We start from the raw sequence: 22,332 nt of genomic DNA, 5'->3' as shown, positions 1-22,332 counted from the left end.
CATCATCGGTTACCTTGAAGTCTTTGCCTTTTTATTGATTTAGCGGGCAACACTTTATTCAGTAAAGTTATGGGTTCCGTACCTGTTGAAATCAATAATGCCTCCGAAAACAGGATATTTGTCCCATATATTTTTTTGAAGGTCATCGAAGTATGTCCAGAATTTCTCGTTTGACTTTTGAATTCCGTAAATCTCCTCAAAGGCCTTGTAATCTTCCTCCTTTTTCATGGCTTCCACCATGGTGATGAATTTGGGCAATTCAGCCAGAGGGACTTCGTAAAACTGGTTTGGATAGCTGATGACTAAATCGGGAACAAAATGGAGGGTGTCATTTTCCGGGTCTCTCGTTTGTTTTTCAGCAAAAATAACGTTCATCGATTTATGGGATTTATTGGCTATAATGGTAAAATAAATTGTTTTTTTGCCCTCTTCCTGTGTGAGGGCAAGATAAGAAACATCTTTAAAGAATTTGACAAAGGGCTTTTTCACATCGGCAAGCCTCGTCAGCAGAGACAGGAGTTCCATCCAGTCTCTTCCCCTATTAAGGTCTTTCCCTTCAAAAGTTTCGGGAAGCTCTCCCTTGAAGGTTGTTCCGGCAAAATGATGGTCATTGAGGGTATCCGGATAACCTGATGTTCCTTTTGAAAATACCAGGTCAACCATCCTTCGCATGAACTGCCTCCCTGCTTTTTCATATCCTCCTTCTCCCAGGTCTTTCGGTTGAATGCCGCCAAGTATTGCAGGCATTCTCCCTGAATATTTTCTTTCTACCTTGCTTTTCACGTCAAAAGGGTAAAATTCTTTTTTATCCGGTTTTTGTTTGTCTTTTTTATACCAGCTTTCCCTGACGGGTATTCTCATTTCCTCAGGCAGAAAAACAATAAAATTATCTTCAGCTTCGCGCCTGAGACGCTCCATATAGATTCGTGTTCTCAGCTTATGCAGCAGGGAACCATAAACATCAAAACCCGCAACAAGGTTGTAATAAATTCTTTCAAATGTCGGATAATCGAGAACCCAGGCAGTTTTAGGCACATTTCCCATACGCCCTAAATGGACGGAGACGCTAAGATCATGGCGATAAACAGTTAAAAGGGCATTTTGATTGTTCGACGTCTCATAATATTTCTCTTTATACTCTCCATTCCAGATGTCAGCTTCCGACAGGCCTTCAGGAAAGCTCTGAGCAAGCATTTTTGCATGAAATTTTTCATACTCATATTGCCTTTTTGTATAAAAAAAGGGTTGCTCATATTCATTGGGATTTAATGGTGGAACCATTAATAATTCAGCCATGGTAAGTTTGCCGTTTTTGTTCCTGGAACCACTTTTCATGTTAAAGAATCCTGGTATGTTGAGAGAAATGTCGGAATCAGGATCCATAAACATGACCCAGAAATAATCACGCACTGCGTAAGTAGCTGTTCCACCGTTACAAACAGGGCCTCGGGTAAAGAGATCCACCATTACCTTTGAATTTTCTATGAGCCACTGATAACGGATTTTGGCTGGTATTGGCGCAAAGTTTACAAAGGGGTTCGGGTTATCCCAGTTTACTTCAGGGATACCCGCGCCGCCTTCCGACTCTTCATCGGGCCAGGGAATATCGATAAAAAGTTCATTGATGCGTTTAAAGTTTTCATTGCTAAGCGAATAAACAATATGGTTTTTATATACGATGGTTTGAGTTACTTTTTTAAGACGGTACCAGAACTCCCGGCCCGGATTATCGTAAGAAAACTCTGTTACGATCTCTTTAATAGGTCCCTTTTTCGTACTGGAGCGCACCAGTTCAAAGAATTCACCGGGGTTCTCCTCATGATGAAGGTGGGCCATATAAAGGTGTTCATACAGGTATTTGGCCGTCCACCTGTATTTGCGGCCTTTCTTTTCATCGGAACCGGGGAAAAGATGCCCCCTGTTTAAAAATCTCTCCGCTATTTTTATGTATACGGGGTTGCTGACCTTACCGGCCGCCTCTTCAGTTGTTTTAGTCGGTCCCGGAGAACCGGCTTCTACCCAGGAAGTAAGACTGCTGATTTGCTTTTCATCAAGGGGCGGCAATCCGAAAGGCATGCCAAGGGCGCTGTTTTTCCTTATTTTCTCTTTTTTTGACAAAGAGAAGGGATTTAAGTAGCTGAAAAAAGATTTCTTAAAAAGGCCGTCAAATTCCTCTGCAGACCGGACACATTCCTTATTTTTCGGCGGTTTTCTTTGTAAGATATTGCCCGGTTTATTGTTTTTTGCCCCCAACTGAACAAATTTAATCAAAAGTGATTTTTCAATCTTTTCACTGGCAGAAGAAGCAGGGTTTTGGTCCACTACTTCATGAAATCCATTGGCCCGCCACTGGGCCACTGTTTTTGCATCTTTGCCCAGCCGTTGTTTGTCTATGCCTTTTACATTGGTCCCATAGGGGTCATAATTATGGCCACCCCGCGTCAGCCCATCGTAAGAAGTGAGTACCAGGTTGCAGGGAGAGTCATAGCAAGCGTGGCAGACAACACACCTCTTTTCAAAAATCGGTTTTATCTTATTCGTATAGACGTCTTTCGGGTCGCTTATGATGGGAACAGGTCGATTATTTGCATAAAGGTCTTCTGCAGTAATGGAAAACAAGCCTAGCGCCAGTAATATAGTTAAATATTTTTTCATAATAATTCTTTCATCTCTCTAAAAGGTATCCCCCCGCCTTTATAGCCTGTTAACGGTTACAAAGCTCATTTGTTGAAAGCGTAAATTTATAAGGAAAGGGCTTGGACAGTTGCCATTTAAACACGCACAGGGATGGCCATACCGAGCTTATCGGAGAATAAACCACATTGGGCGCCAGCCTATTACAAGCAACTCATGATTGAGCGTATTTTTTATAGGCCTCTTCCAGCTTTACATCGTACTTATTCTCGGCATAAGCAGGCCCGTTATAGCCCTTTGCAAGGGCGGCCCAGTTTTTATTTTTTAATTCATCGAGAAGATTTGATGCATTAATGAAATTGACAAAGGCCTTGAGATGTTCCCTTTCACTTCTGTATTGAGCGTCGACAAAGTCTTTTACCGTCTTAAATCCGCATTTTTTGTGATTAAAGCCCATAATTTGAAAGGTACCCCATGAGGCCGAACAAAGGGCCGCCTCTTCATCTATCTCCCTGGCACGGCCCAGCCGGTCGTATTCTCCCACTCCTCCCTTGTAATGACTCCTGTCCCACTTGGGGTAGAGGATATCTTCATTCCCTTTTTGGTATTCTTCAGGATCGATATCTTTTTTCTTCAACTGCCGCCAGAATATGTGGCCTTCAAAAAGTATTTTGGGATCACCATTATCGAGAAAGCCTTTACCCCTCGACTCAACTTCATAAACCGCCTTAATAGCGGGAATTTCAACGCCCATTTCAAGGGCCACATCGCTTATATCCTGCTCGTTTAAAAAGCGGCCATCGCCTTTGGCTTCATCTGAAGAGACCTCCTTTTCACCAACCTTTTCCTTTTCAAGAGCCGCCCATGTGTTCTTCCCTGCGAGCCCATCGGCATCAAGACCGTTTTTTGCCTGAAAACTCCGCACCGCCTTCTCCGTGCCGCTTCCGAAAATACCATCAGTATCAATATTGTAGCCATGCTTTACGAGCAACTGCTGAAGGGTCTTGACTTCTTCACCCCTGGAACCTTTTCTTAAAAGTTTCATTTTTCCACCTCCACTTATTTCATATAGAAAGAAGGATGACCCCTTGCCATCCTTCTTTTATCGGTCTCTGATTTAAGTCTGTCTCCCGATCTTCATTTTCACTGATATTAATAAATAACCCTTATTCTCCCTTTTCAAATACATATCATCGAAGATCCACGTTTAGCTTTATACGCGGCTTGTCAATCTGCGCTTCTTTTTTTTCAAGAACCTTTCCCGCCCGTTTTATGTTGACCGTATAATTGCCGAAAGGAACACCCTTAATCCGGTAACTCCCTTTCACATCGGTAAAGCTTGTTTTATCTCCTATCTTTACCACAACTCTTGAAAGGGGCTTGTTATTCCTGCCCTTTACTTTTCCCATAACGGTGGCCACATCAGCCGCTTCAGAAACAGGAGCTGTTATCAACATAAGAAACGCCATAAAAAATATCTGTCTAATAATCTTCACAACCTGTCCTCCTCAATGGGATCCATTATTTGAAATGGGGATATTAATATCCTTCATCTCTTCTTCCGAGTAAATTGCCCAGTCAAAACTTCCCTCCTCGGTCATTATAAAAAGCCTGACGTCATCTTCTTCAGGGTCGATGCAGGGCGCTTTCAGCCTGAACTTACCCCGGTTGTCCGTATCAATTTCTTTAACGGCCAATACGACTTTAATATTGTCCCTGAAAGGCTCCACCGTCCCTGAAATAGACTTGGGCTCAAGCTTTTTCCTCAGTTGCTGAAGCTCCACTTTGATCGTTTCATAGTCTTCAAGCAGTTTTTTCTGTCCGTCCTTTTCAATATTTGCGTATGAGCCGTACAATAGGGCGTAAATAATAATAAATCCGGCGATGGCGCCGCCCGCCTGGTAGGTCTTTGTCTTTACAATGGCGGCGGATTTGAAAAACCTGAAAAGAACAACCGCCCCTACCAGGCTCAGAACAAAAAATGTGCTTGTTACAATGAGTGTTGACATTCGAACTCCCTTGATTTTTTTAATATGAGGCTGCGCATATACCGTATTTTGGCAGCATGTCATGTATGATGTCTTTCTTTATTATTCCTCCCTGTCTCAACGCCTCCGTGGTTAAGATGATTTTTTCAACTAAAATGCGAATGAACCCATTCTATATAAATAGCTCAGGAAAGCGCGGCTATTCAGGTGTGGCCGTTAGTATTTTTCACTGCAAGTATAATTCTTGAAAAAGTTGTGAAAACCTGATGCGCCCCCCCCCCGCAGCACTCTCACTCCTGAGTCTCTCCCATGACGGGAAAGGGGGAAATGACCCTACTCGCAATGCAGCTTTAGCATCACTATCTAATGCGCTGCTTTTCCACTCAGATATGACAGTAAATATAATAGACGAGAGCGGGACTGTAAATTGGATAGAATTGATACTTGGTGTGCAGAATTGAGATTTAACGAAAAACGCTACAGTCCGCAGATAGTCACAGACAATCTCTTCTTTTCCTGTATTCGCCGGGAGTAAGGCCCGTCTCTTCCTTAAAAACCCTGCAAAAATGCTTGTCATCACTTATACCGATGGAGATGGCAATATCTTTGATGCTGTAACTGTTTTTATTGAGGAGGCATTCCTTCCCTTTTTCAACCTTTAGTTTACGGATATATTTTTTTAAAGGGATACCGCACTCCCTGTGAAAGGTCCTGCTCAGATGTTCGTGGCTTACCTTGAAACGGCTCGCAAGTTCCCTTATGTTCAATCTCGTATGGTACTGCTTTTCCAGAAAATGGATCGTTCTTCTGTTTAAATCGCTTAATGAAGCAAGCCGCTCATCATAATTATCCGTCCAGAGAGCTTTAAGGACTTTAAACTCCTCCATGGCCAGATGCTTTTTTATCTGTAATGTTAATTGATCAACTTCAAAAGGTTTTTCCACATAGCCCTGCACATTCAGATTTGCACATTTCTTGGCATAGTCATGGCTGCTTCTGCCGGTCATAATAATGACTTTTACATCATTGCTCAGGTCCCTGATTTTTTCAAGGGCTTCCGTTCCCTTCATGACAGGCATATCGATATCGAGAAGGATGAGAGAGAGCGACGGGTTGGACTTGAAAGTTATGCACGCATCCCTCCCGTTTAAGGCAGTTAGAATTTGGAAATCCTTTTTTAAGAGAAGAGACAGGCTTTCCAGTAATCGAGGTTCGTCATCTGCAATGAGAATAGTTGGTTTTTCCACTGACAATCGTTTCCCCCTCTTTATTTATCTTGAAGTTCATACTTTTTATTACCGGATTATTTTGAATTAAACAAAAAGATCCACACCAGAAGCAAGCTGATGCGGATCTATAAAAATTATCTCTCTTTTATTCCGGCCCATTTGTTTCTTCACCCCCTAATCATTTGACAGAAACAACAAACGAGGACTATATACATATCCCATGCTGAAGATTTTGTAAAGAAGAGAAACAGAGCAATTGCGACATTTTAATGATAAGCAGGCTTTGTCGATAAACTTCATTCAAAGGGCCTCTCGCTCCCTAAACTCGGTGGGAGTGATGCCCATCGTTTTTTTAAAAAAGCGGCAAAAATAATTGGCGTCATTTACACCGATGGCAGCGGCAACATCTTTTATTTTAAGATGCCTTTTTCCTATGAGATAGGGAAAACTTTTTCTCACCCTGTAGCGATTTAAATACTCACTCATAGGAATACCGCACTTTTCGTGGAAGATTCTGCTCAAATGTTCCGGTGAAACCTGCAGTGTTTTTGCTGCCTGGCTTCGTGAGAAATTTTTACCTTCATCCTGCCAGATAATCTCAAGCACCTTCCTGACAAGTGGCCCTGCATGACTTATTCGCTTCTCATAATCATCCCCCCAAAGATCAAGAAGCACCTGACAGTCCCCTATACCGAGAAGGCTGTTCATCTTTCTCATGAGAGCAGATAAATCAAAAGGCTTTTCTATGTATCCATCGACACCAAGGTCGGCACAATGCCTTGCCATTCGGTGCGAATTTCGACCCGTCATAATGATAATTAAAACATCCCTGTCAATCTTTCGTATTTTGTCAAGAACCTCCAGGCCATTCATGACGGGCATATCGAGATCAAGAAGAATAAGTGACGGTAAACATTTTTCAAAGAGCTGGAACCCTTTCTTGCCATTTGGCGCAGTCCTTACCTCAAAGTCCAGGTTAAGAAGCTTCTTAAGACTGCTGACAAATCTCCTTTCATCATCAATAATAAGAATCTTTGGTTTATCCATTTAAAAACATCCCCCATTTATTAATCAGAGGACCTTACTCTCTACCTTGCAGTAAGAATCCACCTCTATCGTTTCACCTTCGATAAAAGTCCTGGTGCCGATAGCTTTGTACATTTTCAATCCTTCCAGAAAAGGATCGACGAGATGTTTAACAATAAGACCCCCCTTCTCCGCTGCTTCCGGACTTTCCATGGTTAGCATGTTTTTTCCCCATTGGGCCAGGTGCCCCATTTTTTCAGCAACCTGGTCCATCCTGATATAACTGATACTGTTGTTCTTTCCCGAGAGCCCCTTGTCTACACTCTTAAAGATTTCCTCCGAACTGATTCCCCTGCCGCTCTTTTTGGCGGCCATCATTTCTTTTATGAGTCCCGGATTGACAGCAACTATCCAGAATCCATCGTAAAAGGTATAGGCCGGTTGAATGTCACTCCCGAAAGGAAGCATGAGGTGCTTTATCTCCACACTCTCATGAACTTCCTTTTCCAATGCCATGCCTGAACGGCTAACAAGGGAGAGGATTAAATCTTCCACCAGTTCCGTTCCCTTCACCTGGGCCATAAGGGCAAATACGGGAACGGGGAACAAACCGCCAGTCTTGACATCAGTGATCATAATAGCGATCTCACCGCCCAGGGTTTCGTCTATTTCATCTATCGTCGCCCCCGCTATTTCTTCAATCTTTTTATTGAGCGCAGCCATCCCCTCTTCCGTCATCCCTTCACGGAACAGGTAATCATTGAGGGAATGTTTGATTTCCAGGTTATTTGCCCAGTTATAAAAAATGGTTTTTCCAGGAATCATTGAGAGCGTATTATTTTCTCCCGGCTTGACAAGATAGCTTGCTTTTTGTCCTGCCGTGAGCTTGCTGCCGTCTAGGGTAATGAGCACTTTTTCGCTTAATTCATCTCCCTCCCTGCCATAGGAACTGTAAGCAACAGATTTGAAACCGCCATAAGAATCAAGCTGCTTTTCAAGGGCCGCCTTTTCCTTATCGCCCCCCTCCCCCTGAGGAATTTTTGCCAGGACCAGCGATTTAAGATCTTCGCCTATCTTCCCTATATTAAGGTAAGCAAAGGTACGGCTGCGGGGTTTGAATACCTTCTGACGCAGATCTCTGTACTCATCATTGGCAGAGAGGTTTTCTTCCCCGCTCTTTCTCCGGTCCAGAGCGCCTTTAATAGGGTCCATGCCAAAAGACGCAAGCATAATACCTTCTGTAAAGCAGTAATGCATGGAGAGATCATCTTCCCCCTTAATGCTTTTGATTGTATGGCCTTCATAAGCGCTCTCTTCTATATTGCTATCCTCGGTAAAGAAAGCGCCTGCAACTTCAAGAAAGTCCGGATTCCGTTTCGGATAGGCAATGATCATTATTTTTTCCAGAAAATCTTCCGGCTTTTCAAGAGAGTCGCCCACGGGCAGCAGGGCCAGGTGAAGCTCTTTACCGAAAAGCTCCATAGTCCCCCTGCTATCCAGCGCAGAAAAGAAGCGCTCCTCTCCCTCCCTGTAGCGCTCAACATCTTCCTCTTTCGCCCCCAGTTGCTCCATCAGGCCTGCAATATCTATACTGCCCAGGTTCTTGCCGAGGCGGCTTTCCTTAAATTCTTTTATAGCTTTTTCCAGTTCATGTATTTCAATGACAAAAAGCGTTTCGCGAGGCAGATATTCGCTTGCGCCGATCCTGACGGCAGGTGGTTGCTGGAAGTACCAGAGGCCGGCAGCAATGATGCAAAGTACGATAATAAGAGCCAGGATTTTTTTCATTTATTTCTCCTTCATATTTTGATTACAGACATTTTGAAGATAACCGGAATAAGGCAGAGATTAATAGGTATTAGCAGAAAAGCATCAATCCCTTATGATAAAATCCTTAAATTTGAGAGGTGTCATCCCTGTCTCTTTCTTAAAGAGCTTGCCAAAATGATTCACATCGGAAACGCCGATGGACCGGGCCAGCTCCTTTACATTTGCATAGGGATTATTCTCAAGCTTTTTCTTGCAGTAGATCATCTTGTACCTGTTAATAAACCGCTTTAAATGAATGTGGCAATCCTTGTGGAATAAAGTGCTGAGGTAGGCAGGACTTATTTCAAGGTAGGCAGCTATTTTTTCCCGGTTAATATTGAGATGAAAACTTTTTTCAATATATTCAATTGCCGCCCTGGTAGTAGCCGATAAACTTGAAAGAAGCTCTTCGCAATCATCACCCAGTATTTCCGAAAGAAGGGGCGTGCAGTTTCCTCCGATGAGCAATTGCATCCTTTCAGCAAGGACATCGACATCAAAAGGTTTTTCAATAAAACCCTGAACATTAAGATCGGCGCATTTTACGACGGACTCATAATCACGGCGTCCCGTCATCATGATCACTTTAAGGTCCATCATCTCCTGCCTTATTTTTTTCAGCATATCGACACCGGTCATTCCCGGCATGTTAATATCGAGAAGCGCCAGAGAAATAGCTTCCCTGTCAAGAATAGAAAGTCCTTCTTCCACCCCTGAAGCGGTATGCACCTGGAAAGAATCTTCCAGGAGCCTTGCAAGACTTTTTAATAGTCTCTTCTCATCATCGACTATCAAAATAGCCGGTCTTGCCATATTAGCGTCTTCCATTGGTTCCATCATAATATTTGTTTCCATAGCTTCCTTTTTTCCTGATTATTTTTTATCACCATCTCCTGCAAGCTTACTGATGATAGAAAGCAGTTCCGGAGGCGGGCTTTCAAACATGATTCCCATACCTGGTTCTTCATAGTAAGAAGAATTCATTCCTATAACTGTTCTAACGACCCGTCCCTTCACACTGATTTCACTCATCTCTCTCTCTATCAGGAGCGAAAAGCTGATTGTTGAATCGATGGGAGGGGGCCTGTCCGACCGGACAAACATACCGCCCAAACTGATATCGGTCACTTTTTCAGAACAATTGATACCATTATAATTATAAAAAACATCAAAATCGACAGATGCCCTGTTATGCTTCCTGCATATAATCTTAATATATTGTCTGACACTTTCAATAATCTCACTTTTATTGTAGGGTTTTTTGAGTATACCATTACATCCGGCATTATGGCACGCTTCAAGATTTTCCTCATTACTGTCTGAGGTAAGAATAACAACAGGTAAATCCTTAAGATCCGGATTCTCCTTAATGGACCGGCACAAATCGGTTCCGCTCATTTTAGGCATGTGCAGGTCCGTAATAACAAGATCGGGATGATCATTAATGACCCTCTCAAGGCCTTCCTGCCCATTACCGGCCGAGATTACCTCACAGCCCGAACTTTCCAGAAAAGATTTCCCCATTTCGATTGACATCCTTACATCATCAACAATAAGAATCTTCATGTTCTCCTACAACATAACCAGTTTTTCTCCTACAACATCATACGTGCAATCAGTACTTCATACCATATTACTATTTTTTTGTCGCGACATATATTGCTCAATATGCGACATATATTGCTATTTAACATTTTTTTCAGAAAAAATAATGATAAATGTGACAAATACCCCATATTTACCCTAAGCGAGATCCAATGCACCCTCACCATCAACCTGAAAAGTTCCTTGACAAGCTGCTGCAAAAGAACTAGAAATGTAATATAGGCCTGATGGGAGGGAACCAAAAATGGCGAAAGATGAAAGGGATAAAAGCCCCGGCAAAAAAACCCCTGATATAGAAAGCTACCTTGATGAAAGGGTAAAGATGGACTCCCTTTTCAAGGAAAAGTTCACCAGAGTCATTACCGTCATGTTTACCGACCTGAAGGGGTCCACAACCATCACGGAAACTCAGGGCGACCTGGCGACCCGCATGATGCTCAAGCAGCATAATGACGCTCTCAAACCGATTATCAGCAATAACAACGGCGTACTGGTAAAAACCATGGGTGACGGCACCATGAGCTACTTTCCCGATGCCCAGAGCGCCGTCATTGCTGCCAGCCAGTTCCAGGAAACCATCGACAAGATGAATCTGGAAAAGAAATTCAGCGCCCCCATACTGGTCAGGATAGGCATTAATACAGGTGAAGGAATTGTTGAACAAAACGATATTTACGGCGATGTCGTTAACGTGGCGTCCCGTTTTGAATCATCGGCTAATGCCGGTGAAATCTATATTTCGGAAAGCGCCTATAATGCAATGGCCGATAAAACAGCCGTCTATTGCCGTTTTATAAAAACGACAACCCTTAAGGGAAAAAAAGATCCCTTCAAGATTTACAAGGTTTTCTGGAAAACAGACGAAATAGAAGCAGATAAAAAAGCCGTTGCTACAGGGCAAAAAGCGGAAGGGGCAGAGAAAAAAAAGGGGATGCCCCCTCTCCTTAAACTGCTGCTGCTGGCCCTCATCCCCTTCCTTGTCGTCTTCCTCCTCATGAAGGGAGGTTCCATAATAAAGCAGTTCCAGCCTGAAAGTGAAAAAAGGTCTTTAACGCACTCAGCGACAGACACTAAAAAAGAGGATAAAAAATAATTAATCCGCTAAATTTTAAAATGGGTCTGTGGAATTTTTATTTCCTTGCAAAACTCTATCTCTACTCAAGACACTTTATCCGCTTTTATCTCCTTAGCAACATTCTCTTTGTTCTCTTTTTATTATTGCCTGTTCCAAAAGAACGTAAATTTTCAACGCAAATGACAATAGCGAAACAGGGCCTGTCTGTCATTATCGCTCTTGGCCTTTTATGGAAAGAATCATGGCTCCCTCCTCCCCTGGAAGGATTCGCCCGTCTGTCGGAGCAGGGGATTCCCACAGGTGAATATATCCTCTCCTTTCTCATGCGTTATTTTATCAACGGGGACATGCTCATTATTGTCGTGATCCTGACCGTCTCTTTTGCCGTAGGAAAGGGGAAAGCCCTTACCCCCCTTACCCTGACCCTCATCATAATGAGCCCTCTCATTGGCGTACTCAATGCGGAACAGAAGGAAAGCACATCAAAGGGACTTGCCCCCGGCGCAATTATCAAGGAGGTAAGGCCGCTGGCCAGCCTGGAAGCCGGAGAGGACAAGAGCGCCTCTGAAAAAAGCGCGTCCTCAAAATTGAACGATTATATAACGGAAGCCAAACAAAAGAACGAGCGGGAGATCATTTGGGAAAAAGACCCGCAAAAATATGCCGATGCTTTTTTTGCTTCCGAAAGCGAGCGAAGGATCAATTTTAAAAAAATTGATCCTCCCAATGAGCCTTTTGATATTATTTTTCTTCACATCTGTTCCCTCTCCTGGGACGATCTCAAGGAAGTTTCGCTGGAGTGGAAATCCTTTTTCAAAGAGTTTCACCTTGTCTTTACCGACTTTAATACGGTTACGTCCTACAGCGGACCATCCATACTGCGCCTTCTAAAATCAACCTGCGGCCAGCCAAGGCACGAAGACGTTTATGAAGAATCAGAGGATTCCTGCTACCTTTTCCCCAACCTTGAAAAAGTCGGCTTTGAAAGCTACTTTGCTTCCAATCATGACGGCAAGTACGGAAACTTTGCCGCTGAAGCAAAAGAGTACGGCCGTTTGGGTACTTCTCTTATGCCATCTCAGGACCTCCCCGCCGGGGAAGTTATGTTTGACGGCTCACTTATTTATGACGATTATGCTACTCTCGAAAAGTGGCGCAACCTGAGGGAGAACTCTGCCGCCAAGAGGGCTGCCCTCTATTACAATTCCGTCACCCTCCACGAGGGCTCCACATGGTACCCGAAAAAAGAGGAGTGGTGGAAAATTGACAGGAAAGTTGTCTACAGCGCCTTTCTCACCAAATTGCTCAAGGAACTCAGGCAATTTTTTGACAAACTGGAGGCATCCCATAGAAATGTTGTTATTTTCTTTGTGTCCGAACACGGCATGGCGCTAAAGGGTGCGAAAATCCAGATGGAGGGACTCAGAGACATCCCCCTTCCACAGATAACAAAGGGCCCGCTGGCCATTAAATTTATCGGCAAGGGATTTAAGGAAAAGGCCATCTACCAGAGAATCGTCTCAAAACCTGTCAGTTACATGGCCCTTTCATCGGTTCTGGCGTCACTTTTTGAATACAGCCCCTTCGGCCCGGAAGAGTACAATAGTGATTACATAATAAATAATGTTATCTATACGGCCTTCGTTGCAGAAAATGAGGGAGCGCTTGTTATAAAGCCGGACCGCAAACATCTCATTTTCGGCAAGGAAAAGAAATGGATCGAACTGCCTGTTAACTGATATTCTTTATTTGCTATTATCCTTTGCCGCCTTGCCATCTTAACATCTTTGCGTGATAATTACGATATGGGCAGTGTTAAAAAAACCGATTACCTGGAAAGCCGCTCGAGGTTTAAGATGGAAAGAAGAAAATCACGATTTTTCATTAGCCTTTTCCTGGGGCTCACGCTGTCCCTTTTTTTTCTCCCTCTTCCGTCAAAAGCGATTGAGGGACTTCCCGGCGCAAACTGGGTCTTCTTAAGCCATGATATTCATGGACTTACCGGGTCAGGCGGTATGGGCTGGATTCAGCAGGGCATTGACTGGGTCAAACTTCCCGGTAACATTATGGTCAATACCTATGCAGAATATAGTGTTCGGGACAGGACGAAAAAAGAAGACTACTATGATGTGAGAGGACCATCGGTGGGGCTTAATTTTGAAAAATCTTACTTCGATCTCGGCGTCAATTACTACTGGCTCAAATATCCCGAACTTGAAAGGAAAGACAAGGATGAGGAAGGATACGAAGTTACCTTCGGCTGGTATTATACAAGAGATTTAAAGGCAAAGGATTCCGGCTTTTTTGTCATGGCCTTTCCCTTCTCTACCTGGGGAAAACTCTCTCATGACGGTAATGGCATTACGGGATCAAGCGCTATGGGCTGGATTCAGCAGGGCATTGACTGGTTTACGCTTCCCGGCGGCATTATGGTCGACACTTATCTTAAATACAGTTATCGTGGCAGAACAAAGGAAGAGGACTATTTTAACTCTCAGGGGCCTTCCGTCGGTCTCGAGTTCAGCAAATCCTACTTCAAGGCCGGCATAAGCTACTATTGGGAGGAGTACCCAAAACTCAATGAACGGCAGGATACGGCACAATACTATTTTGGCTGGTATTATTACTGGGATTTAATGGAGAAGTGAGGGGAGGGGAACGGTTGCTGGTTGCAGATTGTTGATTAACAAAGGGTAGCAGGGCAGAGAAAAAAACGAAGAAGAAACCATGTTCCCTTAATCAGGGCAGCATGTCCTTGAGCACAGCGGGAAAATCCGTCTCTATGGCATCAACACCGAGCCAGGCGGATTCCCTCATCCCCTGAGGATCATTAATCGTATAGAGTGAGACATAAAACCCCGCTTTTTGGGCGGCCATAACAAACGGTTTGCTCACCTTTTTGTCTGAAGGGTCGATATCAAAGCCGACAATTCCTTTTTTCTTTAATTCATAAAAAGTACTTTCATCAAAAGAGTCCGGCATGCCACCCCAGAGTATCCCCGTTCCGGGAAGATATTTTTGAAAATCATCAAAGGCCTTGCTTGCCTCGTTTAGCCAGATATAAACAGCTTCAGGACCAACTCCCGCCTCTTTAAGGGCGCCTTTAATTGCTGCGCCCATTTTATGGCCCTTTACGTCGAGAATAAGCTTACCACGCCCCTTTGCCTCTAAAAGGGCCTCTGTCAATGTGGGTATTTTTTCCCCTCTGAAATTAAAACCGAACCACGATCCCGCATCGAAACTTTTCAATTTTTCCAGGGTAAGCGCCACAACCTTCCCTTTGCCGTTTGTTGTTCTGTCGACAGTTTCATCATGCATAAGAACAATGGTGCCGTCAGCAGACCACTGAATATCAACTTCAACAGCTGACGCTCCCCTGTCGAAAGCCCGTCTAATGGCAATAAGCGTATTTTCCGGTGAGCAGCAGGAATCCCCGCGATGAGCGATAATATCAACTGAACGCGGCAGTTTTTCCCTCTTTTTCTGCAGCAGGGGACCCGGTATATTTGCCCCGCCCGCATGAGGTCTGCCGAGCAAGGCGATTTCTTCCATGGAAAGGTTCCTGTCAATAAAATAGATACTGGACACATAACCGGGCATCGTCTCGCCGTCGTTATCTGTAAAAAGCAAAAACTCCGGCCCCAGCGCCCACCTGCTGACAGGTCCCGCACTATCTGTCCCGTGACCGCCGACAAAGCGGCCGTCAATAAATTTATGCATCTGCCCCACCCCTCCCGCTCCGCTTGCCGCCTGAACAGAGATGGCAACCCTGTGCCAGCGGTTAGCCATTAGTTTCCCATGGTAAACACTGTTAATGCCGATACCGTTTTGCCTGGAGTCATGGATGAACATTTCGGCGTCATCTTTATTTTCCGGATCCCTTTGATATAAAGCGCGATATTGCTGCTGGCTTTCCCTGGGCCAGAGGAGATCCATGACAAGCGTGTAATTGGAAAGAAAGCCCTGCCCTGCAAAAACACCATTAGGCGGCGCGCCGTGAGTGAGGAGATAACCCTCGTCCTTTCGGGCGGCAGGAAAGGCCATTACCTGTGCATCACCGCCGGGAAGCGGCGGCAGGCCGAAATAGCTTGTTGTCTCGAATCGCGTTTTGGCAAACCCCCATTCCGTCCCCTTTTGATCGCGGAAAGTCAACTTTCCCCTGCCCATAGAGGGTTCAAAAGGCTCATAGCGATTACTGAAAGTCCAGACTGTTGCCGAAGGCGCGCTCCAGGTAAAATCAGGCGGGGGATCGAGAATAATTTCGGCGATCCTGGACATATGCCTGCAACCGGGTACAAACAGACAAAAAAAGACTGCTGTCAGGAGGAGAATATTTCCTGGAAAAAACTTAAACCCTTTAAAATTCAATGACTTTTATCGAAAAACTTTCTCATTATTGGCGAGCAGGTACAGCGTATAAGAGTAATATGAATTGCCCTCTTTTGAAAGTTTTTCTTTTGCATCCTTCAATAATTTTTTCGACAGGCGCACATTACCGCTCTTTCGGGCAGCAAGCGCATAGATGGAATAAAAACCGGCCGTCGCCGGTTTAAGGGACACACTCTCCCGTTCAATATCAATCATCAAAGGAAGGTAACCTATTTTTTTATAGAGGGCCAGAATTTTTTTCAGTCCCTCGGGAAATGGGGGGCCTGTTTCAGAGGAAAGATAAAGAAAAGTGCGAACAGCGCCATAGCCGAAAAAGGGGCTTTTTTCCGTATAGGGAGATATGCCCGATTTATCGAGCTTTACCCAGTCACCGGGCAGGCCGAACTTGCCAAAACTCGCCTTTTCCAGAATAAAGAGGGAATCACCGTAGATCTTGTTCCACAATTTTTTATCATCAAAGCCGGCAAAGAGGCGAAAGGCAGGAAAGATGAAGTAGGAAGGATTTACCGTATAGGTTTTATCTTTGACAAACCCTTTATAGCCCGGTAGAAGAAGGCTGCGCCCCTGCCAGATAAAAAGGAGTTCTTCTTTGAGGGCCTTTACAATTTTAAGCCCTCCTGCAGTATAGTCACCTGACTTCCACCTTTGCCCCGCCTTTAAAAGGGCATAGGCAATGAGAATATCCCCGTCTGTGGCATTGTTGTAATCGAGAACGTCCCAATTCCCGTCATGCCTTTTGCCCCAGTGCCAGGCAAAGAGACCATCAGCCCTTACAGCAAGGTTATTTTTGGTCCACTTCCATACCCTGTTGAAAGTCTCCCTGTCATCGTAGGCCAGAGCCAGGAGCAAACCATACCCCTGGCCTTCGGAATGACTCGACTTTTCCTGCCCGTAATCAACAATGCGACCATCATGACGAATAAATTTTGTTTTGTAAGACGCCCAGAGGGGATCTTCCCCCCCTCCGGCAGGAACAGAAAAAACAAGCAGGAGCAGAAGGGAACAGGCATTAATGAGTCTCCTTGCTTTCATATTTCATCCTCTTTTTCCAGTACCTTCTCAGGAAGTAGAAAGTCACCAGAGCAAGCACAAGAATCGTTATACCCAGCGAAAGGTGGTAAAGGTAAGGATAGGAGTGGAGGTAAAAATCAATCTTCGATATTTGGCCTGACTTTCCGGTAAAATAATCTTCCCCCACTTTTAAGGGATAAACCAGGTAGTCAGGAGGGTCGAGTTCAATGAGAGCCACATCACCCTTGATCTTCGCCTGTACACCATAATCAAGAAGCGCTTCCGTCAGCCCATATACCCCTTGCGATGTCGTTGCCGTGGCAACCATCATGGTCCGTCCTTCCCTGTAGGGAGACTGGAACTGCATGAAAACCCCCTTGTCCGTGCCGAGACTGCTTTTTTGCCGGCTAAAGGCAATCTGCTCTTCCCCTTCCCAGCTCCTTACAACGGGATAGGGAACGCTTGTTTCGCCATTCACATTAAAAGGCACGGCCCTGGCAATATTATCAGGAATGGCATCGCTCCTGCCGACAGTAAATATTTCACCATCCCAACCTGCGGGTTCATCGAAAACAATATCCATTGCAAAGAGGGGATAACCGTTTTTCTGGGTCAGCATGCCCATAATATTGTAAGCCGATGCAATGGAGCGGGTGTCCCTGTCGGCAACATAGATGAGAGACTCATAGCCGTCAGGCCAGCGGGTAAAAGGGAAGCCATTGAGCAGAAAAAGATCGAGCCTGGGAAGCTTGACCAGGTGAGGCATGGGAGGAAATTTTATATAAGATTCCTCAAGAACCGTGAGAAAGAGATTCTCTGTCTGAATAAGCTCACAGTCATTGGCAACAGAGGGTGTCAGTATCGGTGTTAATTTGATGGTATTCGTTCCCGGCTTGAAGAGATAGGTGGGAATAGTCATCCTGTAGCCTTCGATAAGATCTCCCCTTTCATTATCGAGAGGAATGGCCCTGATATTCCTGTCATTTATGGAGACATTAAGAACAGAGTCTCCCCGCATCCTGGAACCGTAGGTATAACTTAACGATATGTCGGCATACATATTCTGACGGACAAAGAAATCCGCCGGGAGACGAAAACTGATTTCAGCAGGCGCAGGATTGATTCCCTTGAAGGTCTGCGTACCGAAATTGAGGGTCTTGAAATCGTATACCTTGTCAGGCGTCAGGACAGAGCGGCCTCCATACTGGGCAATATCGGGCAAACTGAATTCCAGGGCAATCATTTCATCCGTATCGGGATAGGGGATAGACATAATGGCCATGGTCATGGCGGCCAGCTTAATCTGGCTCTCATCCACTCCCGAGACGACAATGAGGGCATGAGCGCTGTCGGTCATACTCTCCTCTTCACCTAGCAGGGCCTCCTTTTTTTCTTTTTCAGGCAGGTGCATGATTTTTAATAAAGACCCTTCCCGCCCTTTAAACCGGATGCCCCTGTTTTGGAGAAAAGTCTCGACAAATGCTTTTTTCCCCACAAGAACATTATCCACACCGGGCTTTAAACCGGCAGAAACGGTAAAAAGCGCCTTCCTGTAATCGAAACGTCTCGCAATGCCCGAAGCAACAATACCTCCCATCTGAACCAAAGAGGTATCTTCAATAACAAAGTTGACCTTTCCGGCAGGTAAAATTTTGGGATCAAAAAGAAAGTTCGATAGGGCAGAGAGTTTAAGGGGGACAGGTTTTAAGCTGTATTCAATCTTTGCCCGCGCCCGGTCAAGCTTGAGAGTCGTCCATAAATCTGCAGCGCAGGGTTTTTCGCATTTAAGCGTGTAGTGCTGGCTTGCGCTGAAAGTAATGGTATTATAACCGGATTCGATAAGACGGACAGGGAGGGTAACCCTGGCCGTCCCTTCCGGCACATGAGGGTCGAGGTTGATCTGTTTGAGCGGGTAACCGTTAAGTTTCACAAGGATGCTCGACTTGTCTTTTAAAAGGGCCGTTGAATTCATGTAAGGAAACATGATGCTTGCGCTTTCCACATGCCATCGTTCCGGAATGGAAAGGGTCACACTGTATTCATCGGTGATACATTTCAGATCAACGGCCTTGACCCGGGCAATCTTGTATAAAGGAACGTCCAGCACCTCTGCATAAAGGTTGCCGGCAGAAAAAACCATAATTAATATGAAATAAATATATTTTTTAAGCATGGCGCCCTCTTTTTTTAGTATCAATATGATTACTTTACTAATTAACTTCTACCATGAACAAATCCCTAACTCAAGTGCAGCCTTATTTTTTTTATTTTTCTTAACCTGCTCTCAATAAAGGGCCGGAAATAATCTCTTGTAAAAGCAACGGCAAGAGCATAAAGGCCTTTGAAGCTCTCCTTGCTTCCCCTGTAACCCATTTTTATAAAATAGAGAAGCGTCCAGAAAGGCCCTGCCGGTTTCGATTTCCTGTCCCACAGATTCATCCACCGCATGCTGTCGCCATAAACGAACCTGACGATCTGCTGGTAATCATGCTTTTCCACCAGAAATTCACATCCGCAAAAAACTTCATCTCCCTTATCGATGACACGCTGTATCCTGGTATGAAAATGGTACGCTTCATCATAGCTGTCATGCAGTTCAAACCAGACGTCTTCCCCCTCGGCCAGGGGACAGGGAGAAGGCACGACAAGTCCTATGCCTGTAAGGGAAATATCCTCCATCATCCCTTCTATGTGGGTATTTAACCGTGGCGAAAATGCCAGCACCTGCCCCTTTGTCCAGACACGGTGAGAACCGCGCAGTTGCCTTCTTTCCCAGAAGGCGCCCAGTGAGGCAAGAGCCATTAAAACATTAAAAAAAGTCCAGAAAAAAGTAACGGCAATAACATCCCTGTAGAGAGGATAGTTAAACCACTTGACGACGGCAATGGGAATACCTGCCAGGGCGACAACAAACATCAAGTAAAAGGGGGCTGCAAAAGGACTCAGAAAATCAACATCCACATGAGCGCCCTTGGGTGTTACCTTGAAGGTGGGAGACCTGGGATTCATGATGGTTCCCGTCACAGGGGGAATGAGAAAAATGGATTGAACACTTTCATAAAGTTCGGAAAAGAGGGGCCACCGGTACCTGCCGTAGAGATAGTTCATGAGAACGACGCTTGCGCAGAGATGGGGAACGGCATAGACAAGAACCTGCAAGACGGAAGCATTATAAACCTTGAGACCCATAATAAGAAAGGAAGCCGGCGCCAGATAAAAAATGACCCTTGAAAAACCGAAAAACCAGAAGAGAGAGGAGTTGAAGTAGCAAAGAGCCTGCTGCAGTTTGAGACCTCTCACCAGATGGGGGTATTCGATAATAAATATTTGCAGCATACCCTGGGCCCATCGGCTTCTCTGGATAATAAAATCGTCAAAGGTTTCAGGAGAGAGCCCGCAAACCATGGGCCAGTCGATAAACACGCTGTTGTAACCCCTGTGATGCAAAACAAGGGAAGTCTCGGCATCTTCCGTAATGGTATCGACGGACATGCCCCCTATCTCTTCGAGGCAGCTTCGCCTGAGAATGGCAGCGGAACCACAGAAATAGCTTGCGTTCCAGAAATCGAGACCGGGATGTATGCCGCGGTAAAACATTTCATTCTCACTGGGCGCATCACTAAAAGTCTGCAGGTTTTTTTCGATGGGATCGGGATTGATGAAAAAATGGGGCGTCTGCACAAGGGCCAGTTTTTCATCTTTCAGAAAATAGGCCACCGTATTTTTCAGAATATCTCTTGTGGGCACATGATCACAGTCCAGCATGAGGATAAGGTCGCCGCTGCTGAACCTTAAGGCATGGTTAACATTGCCCGACTTGGCATGGCTGTTGGTCTCCCTTGTAATATAGTTAACACCGAATTCCTTTGCCATGCGCCTGAAGCTATAGTACCTTTCCCATGAAATAGAGGAGAGTTCGGGATTATTCCTTCTGGCAACGGTCCCGCCGTCATCGAGTATGTATATGTTAAGCTTATCTTTCGGGTAATCGACCTGTGTTGCTGCCGCAACGGTAATCTGAACGATCTGCAGAGGTTCATTGTAAGTGGGAATAAATATGTCAACAAAGGGAAGGAGGGACTCATCTTCAGGGAGCGGCATAATTTTACGCTCCAGCGGCCAGAGGCAGATAAACATGCCCAGAACATGCACCATAATGGCGTAACTTTCAGCCAGGTAGAGAATCATCATGGCCGTAAAATCAAAAGGCCCCGTATAAATGAGGGTTTCAAAGCTTCTCCAGAACCAGTACCTGAGAGATATAAAGAGGGCTATGAGCAGATAGACTGTCCGCCAGGGCTGCTTTTTGAATAACTTTTTCTTTCCCAGTACGATTGTCAGGCCGAGAAGACCCCAACCGAGAATTATCTGGTGAAAAAGTTCGAGGTAAGTTCCGGCAAGGTAGAGATAAAACAGGAGGGCGAAGGCAAGGACGGCATAGAGAAAGCAGTCTGTCATTGCCTCATTGCCGGCCCTCTTCCCTCCCTCGCAGAACATCGGCTCACCCCGCTGCTTTAAAGTTTACATTTATCTAAAACCAGACTTTTTGTCAAAACTTCAAAAAAGCATTCCTATAAAATATAATATCAGCCCCGCATCAGATGTCAAAGGATATGATTAATAATAATTTCAAGGCCATAGCAGATAAAAAAGAGGAGGACGGAACAAAAAAAAGTCCTCTTTTTTTGCTGCCCACAGTCCGTCGGAAAAGATGCTTTTATCTGCTAAAGGCCTTGAATTACAGGCATAAAGTCTCTCTTCCAGGCCATAAAAATGGTTTGACTTTAATAATTATACTGCTATAAACTCTTAACCAAATGTTTTTTAGAAGGAATTCTCCATGAAAAGGGTAAAACATGCCATTGAAAAGCGAAAAACCTTAAAGGAACAGATTGTCGATTCCATTAAGGAGGCTATCGCTGTTGGCGAACTTAAGCCCGGTGAGAAAATTTGTGAAACCAAACTTGCCGATGAGTTGGGTATCAGCAGGACCCCCCTCAGGGAAGCCATACAGATTCTTGAGTCGGAAGGGTTCCTCAAGGTTATGCCGCGAAGGGGCGCCGTTGTCAGTGAATACTCCCCAAAGGACATTAAAGACATTTATGAAATCAAGGCTACCCTGGAAGGGCTTGCCGCCAGGCTTGCTACAAAAAATATGTCTGATGCGGCAATAGACAGGCTTAAAGAGATAAATGACCAGTTAAAATCAATGACCTTGTCCAATGAAAAATCGGTAGGACGGTTTTTTAAAATTCACAACCAGTTTCATGATGTATTCCTCAAGGCGAGTGACAATGACCACCTTTATCAGCTTAACTGCCACCTCATGGAACCTTTCAAGCGTTTTCGCCTTACGTCCCTTGGTATAGACGGCAGGTTCTCTCAAGCCGTAAAAACCCATGAAGAAATCATACAGGTCTTCAGGGAAAGGAACGCGGAAAAAGCAGAAGAACTGGTCACCAGGAATGTGCTCGAAGGCGGCATTGCTTTACTGAAAAAGCTTGAATCAGAGAGAGAGCAGGAACATGACAACACATAGCGGTGATTCTATCAAGCGCGGCAAAGG

Annotated in this window: 17 protein-coding genes; 4 read left to right on the top strand and 13 right to left on the bottom strand. The window is 44.8% G+C overall.

Annotated features, from left to right (window positions below; genetic code table 11):
- Nucleotides 1-54: 54 nt before the first annotated feature.
- The 9 genes from OEV42_02550 to OEV42_02510 all read right to left on the bottom strand — a co-directional run bounded on the left by OEV42_02550 (nt 55) and on the right by OEV42_02510 (nt 10,252).
- Complete coding sequence (locus OEV42_02550) at nt 55-2,655, bottom strand: fatty acid cis/trans isomerase (GenBank protein MDH3973137.1); 2,601 nt, start codon at nt 2,653-2,655, stop codon at nt 55-57.
- Nucleotides 2,656-2,848: 193 nt separating this feature from the next.
- The gene (locus tag OEV42_02545) at nt 2,849-3,679 is read right to left on the bottom strand and encodes an N-acetylmuramidase family protein (protein MDH3973136.1); all 831 of its coding nucleotides are present in this window, start codon (nt 3,677-3,679) and stop codon (nt 2,849-2,851) included.
- A 145-nt stretch (nt 3,680-3,824) separates the two neighbouring features.
- A complete protein-coding gene (locus OEV42_02540) occupies nt 3,825-4,130 on the bottom strand; it encodes a carboxypeptidase-like regulatory domain-containing protein (protein MDH3973135.1) in 306 nt (101 codons plus the stop codon).
- A gap of 12 nt (nt 4,131-4,142) precedes the next feature.
- Nucleotides 4,143-4,643 (bottom strand): hypothetical protein, encoded by a 501-nt coding sequence (locus OEV42_02535; protein MDH3973134.1) that lies wholly within the window; start codon nt 4,641-4,643, stop codon nt 4,143-4,145.
- A gap of 473 nt (nt 4,644-5,116) precedes the next feature.
- The gene (locus OEV42_02530; protein ID MDH3973133.1) at nt 5,117-5,869 is read right to left on the bottom strand and encodes a response regulator transcription factor; all 753 of its coding nucleotides are present in this window, start codon (nt 5,867-5,869) and stop codon (nt 5,117-5,119) included.
- Nucleotides 5,870-6,151: 282 nt separating this feature from the next.
- Nucleotides 6,152-6,898 carry a response regulator gene (locus OEV42_02525; GenBank protein ID MDH3973132.1) on the bottom strand — a complete coding sequence of 249 codons (747 nt, stop codon included), beginning with the start codon at nt 6,896-6,898 and terminating at the stop codon, nt 6,152-6,154.
- 24 nt (nt 6,899-6,922) lie between these two features.
- Nucleotides 6,923-8,665: a hypothetical protein gene (locus OEV42_02520; protein ID MDH3973131.1), complete on the bottom strand. Its 1,743-nt coding sequence runs from the start codon at nt 8,663-8,665 to the stop codon at nt 6,923-6,925.
- Between the two features lie 84 nt (nt 8,666-8,749).
- On the bottom strand, nt 8,750-9,541 hold the full coding sequence (locus OEV42_02515) for a response regulator (GenBank protein MDH3973130.1): 792 nt from the start codon (nt 9,539-9,541) through the stop codon (nt 8,750-8,752).
- A gap of 18 nt (nt 9,542-9,559) precedes the next feature.
- Entirely contained in the window at nt 9,560-10,252 is a 693-nt protein-coding gene (locus OEV42_02510; protein MDH3973129.1) for a response regulator, read from the bottom strand.
- A 283-nt stretch (nt 10,253-10,535) separates the two neighbouring features.
- On the opposite strand from OEV42_02510, the gene OEV42_02505 reads away from it, so the two are divergent.
- The 3 genes from OEV42_02505 to OEV42_02495 all read left to right on the top strand — a co-directional run bounded on the left by OEV42_02505 (nt 10,536) and on the right by OEV42_02495 (nt 14,014).
- On the top strand, nt 10,536-11,384 hold the full coding sequence (locus OEV42_02505) for an adenylate/guanylate cyclase domain-containing protein (GenBank protein ID MDH3973128.1): 849 nt from the start codon (nt 10,536-10,538) through the stop codon (nt 11,382-11,384).
- Between the two features lie 20 nt (nt 11,385-11,404).
- Complete coding sequence (bcsG, locus tag OEV42_02500) at nt 11,405-13,105, top strand: cellulose biosynthesis protein BcsG (protein ID MDH3973127.1); 1,701 nt, start codon at nt 11,405-11,407, stop codon at nt 13,103-13,105.
- Between the two features lie 117 nt (nt 13,106-13,222).
- A complete protein-coding gene (locus tag OEV42_02495) occupies nt 13,223-14,014 on the top strand; it encodes a hypothetical protein (GenBank protein MDH3973126.1) in 792 nt (263 codons plus the stop codon).
- Between the two features lie 91 nt (nt 14,015-14,105).
- Here the strand turns inward: OEV42_02495 and OEV42_02490 are convergent, their stop codons facing one another.
- The 4 genes from OEV42_02490 to bcsA all read right to left on the bottom strand — a co-directional run bounded on the left by OEV42_02490 (nt 14,106) and on the right by bcsA (nt 21,224).
- Nucleotides 14,106-15,644: a glycerophosphodiester phosphodiesterase family protein gene (locus tag OEV42_02490; protein MDH3973125.1), complete on the bottom strand. Its 1,539-nt coding sequence runs from the start codon at nt 15,642-15,644 to the stop codon at nt 14,106-14,108.
- 96 nt (nt 15,645-15,740) lie between these two features.
- Nucleotides 15,741-16,787 carry a glycosyl hydrolase family 8 gene (locus tag OEV42_02485; GenBank protein ID MDH3973124.1) on the bottom strand — a complete coding sequence of 349 codons (1,047 nt, stop codon included), beginning with the start codon at nt 16,785-16,787 and terminating at the stop codon, nt 15,741-15,743.
- Nucleotides 16,765-18,939: a cellulose biosynthesis cyclic di-GMP-binding regulatory protein BcsB gene (locus tag OEV42_02480; GenBank protein MDH3973123.1), complete on the bottom strand. Its 2,175-nt coding sequence runs from the start codon at nt 18,937-18,939 to the stop codon at nt 16,765-16,767. Before OEV42_02480 ends, OEV42_02485 begins: the two co-directional genes overlap by 23 nt.
- 65 nt (nt 18,940-19,004) lie before the next feature.
- Nucleotides 19,005-21,224, bottom strand: a complete 2,220-nt coding sequence (gene bcsA, locus OEV42_02475) for a UDP-forming cellulose synthase catalytic subunit (GenBank protein ID MDH3973122.1) — start codon at nt 21,222-21,224, stop codon at nt 19,005-19,007.
- Nucleotides 21,225-21,606: 382 nt separating this feature from the next.
- On the opposite strand from bcsA, the gene OEV42_02470 reads away from it, so the two are divergent.
- Entirely contained in the window at nt 21,607-22,305 is a 699-nt protein-coding gene (locus OEV42_02470; GenBank protein ID MDH3973121.1) for a GntR family transcriptional regulator, read from the top strand.
- Nucleotides 22,306-22,332: the final 27 nt, after the last annotated feature.

It is taken from the genome of Deltaproteobacteria bacterium, from assembly GCA_029860075.1.
In the GTDB taxonomy this organism is placed as follows: domain Bacteria; phylum Desulfobacterota; class JADFVX01; order JADFVX01; family JADFVX01; genus JAOUBX01.
This window is presented reverse-complemented; position numbering and strand designations above follow the sequence as displayed.

Bases quoted from the DNA above. Each gene is read 5' to 3' on its own strand.
- OEV42_02485 (MDH3973124.1), bottom strand. From the start codon at position 16,787: ATGAAAGCAAGGAGACTCATTAATGCCTGTTCCCTTCTGCTCCTGCTT.
- OEV42_02525 (MDH3973132.1), bottom strand. From the start codon at position 6,898: ATGGATAAACCAAAGATTCTTATTATTGATGATGAAAGGAGATTTGTC.
- OEV42_02470 (MDH3973121.1), top strand. From the start codon at position 21,607: ATGAAAAGGGTAAAACATGCCATTGAAAAGCGAAAAACCTTAAAGGAA.
- OEV42_02515 (MDH3973130.1), bottom strand. From the start codon at position 9,541: ATGGAAACAAATATTATGATGGAACCAATGGAAGACGCTAATATGGCA.
- OEV42_02545 (MDH3973136.1), bottom strand. From the start codon at position 3,679: ATGAAACTTTTAAGAAAAGGTTCCAGGGGTGAAGAAGTCAAGACCCTT.
- OEV42_02550 (MDH3973137.1), bottom strand. From the start codon at position 2,655: ATGAAAAAATATTTAACTATATTACTGGCGCTAGGCTTGTTTTCCATT.
- bcsA (MDH3973122.1), bottom strand. From the start codon at position 21,224: ATGACAGACTGCTTTCTCTATGCCGTCCTTGCCTTCGCCCTCCTGTTT.
- OEV42_02490 (MDH3973125.1), bottom strand. From the start codon at position 15,644: ATGTCCAGGATCGCCGAAATTATTCTCGATCCCCCGCCTGATTTTACC.
- OEV42_02505 (MDH3973128.1), top strand. From the start codon at position 10,536: ATGGCGAAAGATGAAAGGGATAAAAGCCCCGGCAAAAAAACCCCTGAT.
- OEV42_02495 (MDH3973126.1), top strand. From the start codon at position 13,223: ATGGAAAGAAGAAAATCACGATTTTTCATTAGCCTTTTCCTGGGGCTC.
- OEV42_02480 (MDH3973123.1), bottom strand. From the start codon at position 18,939: ATGCTTAAAAAATATATTTATTTCATATTAATTATGGTTTTTTCTGCC.
- OEV42_02535 (MDH3973134.1), bottom strand. From the start codon at position 4,643: ATGTCAACACTCATTGTAACAAGCACATTTTTTGTTCTGAGCCTGGTA.
- bcsG (MDH3973127.1), top strand. From the start codon at position 11,405: ATGGGTCTGTGGAATTTTTATTTCCTTGCAAAACTCTATCTCTACTCA.
- OEV42_02510 (MDH3973129.1), bottom strand. From the start codon at position 10,252: ATGAAGATTCTTATTGTTGATGATGTAAGGATGTCAATCGAAATGGGG.
- OEV42_02520 (MDH3973131.1), bottom strand. From the start codon at position 8,665: ATGAAAAAAATCCTGGCTCTTATTATCGTACTTTGCATCATTGCTGCC.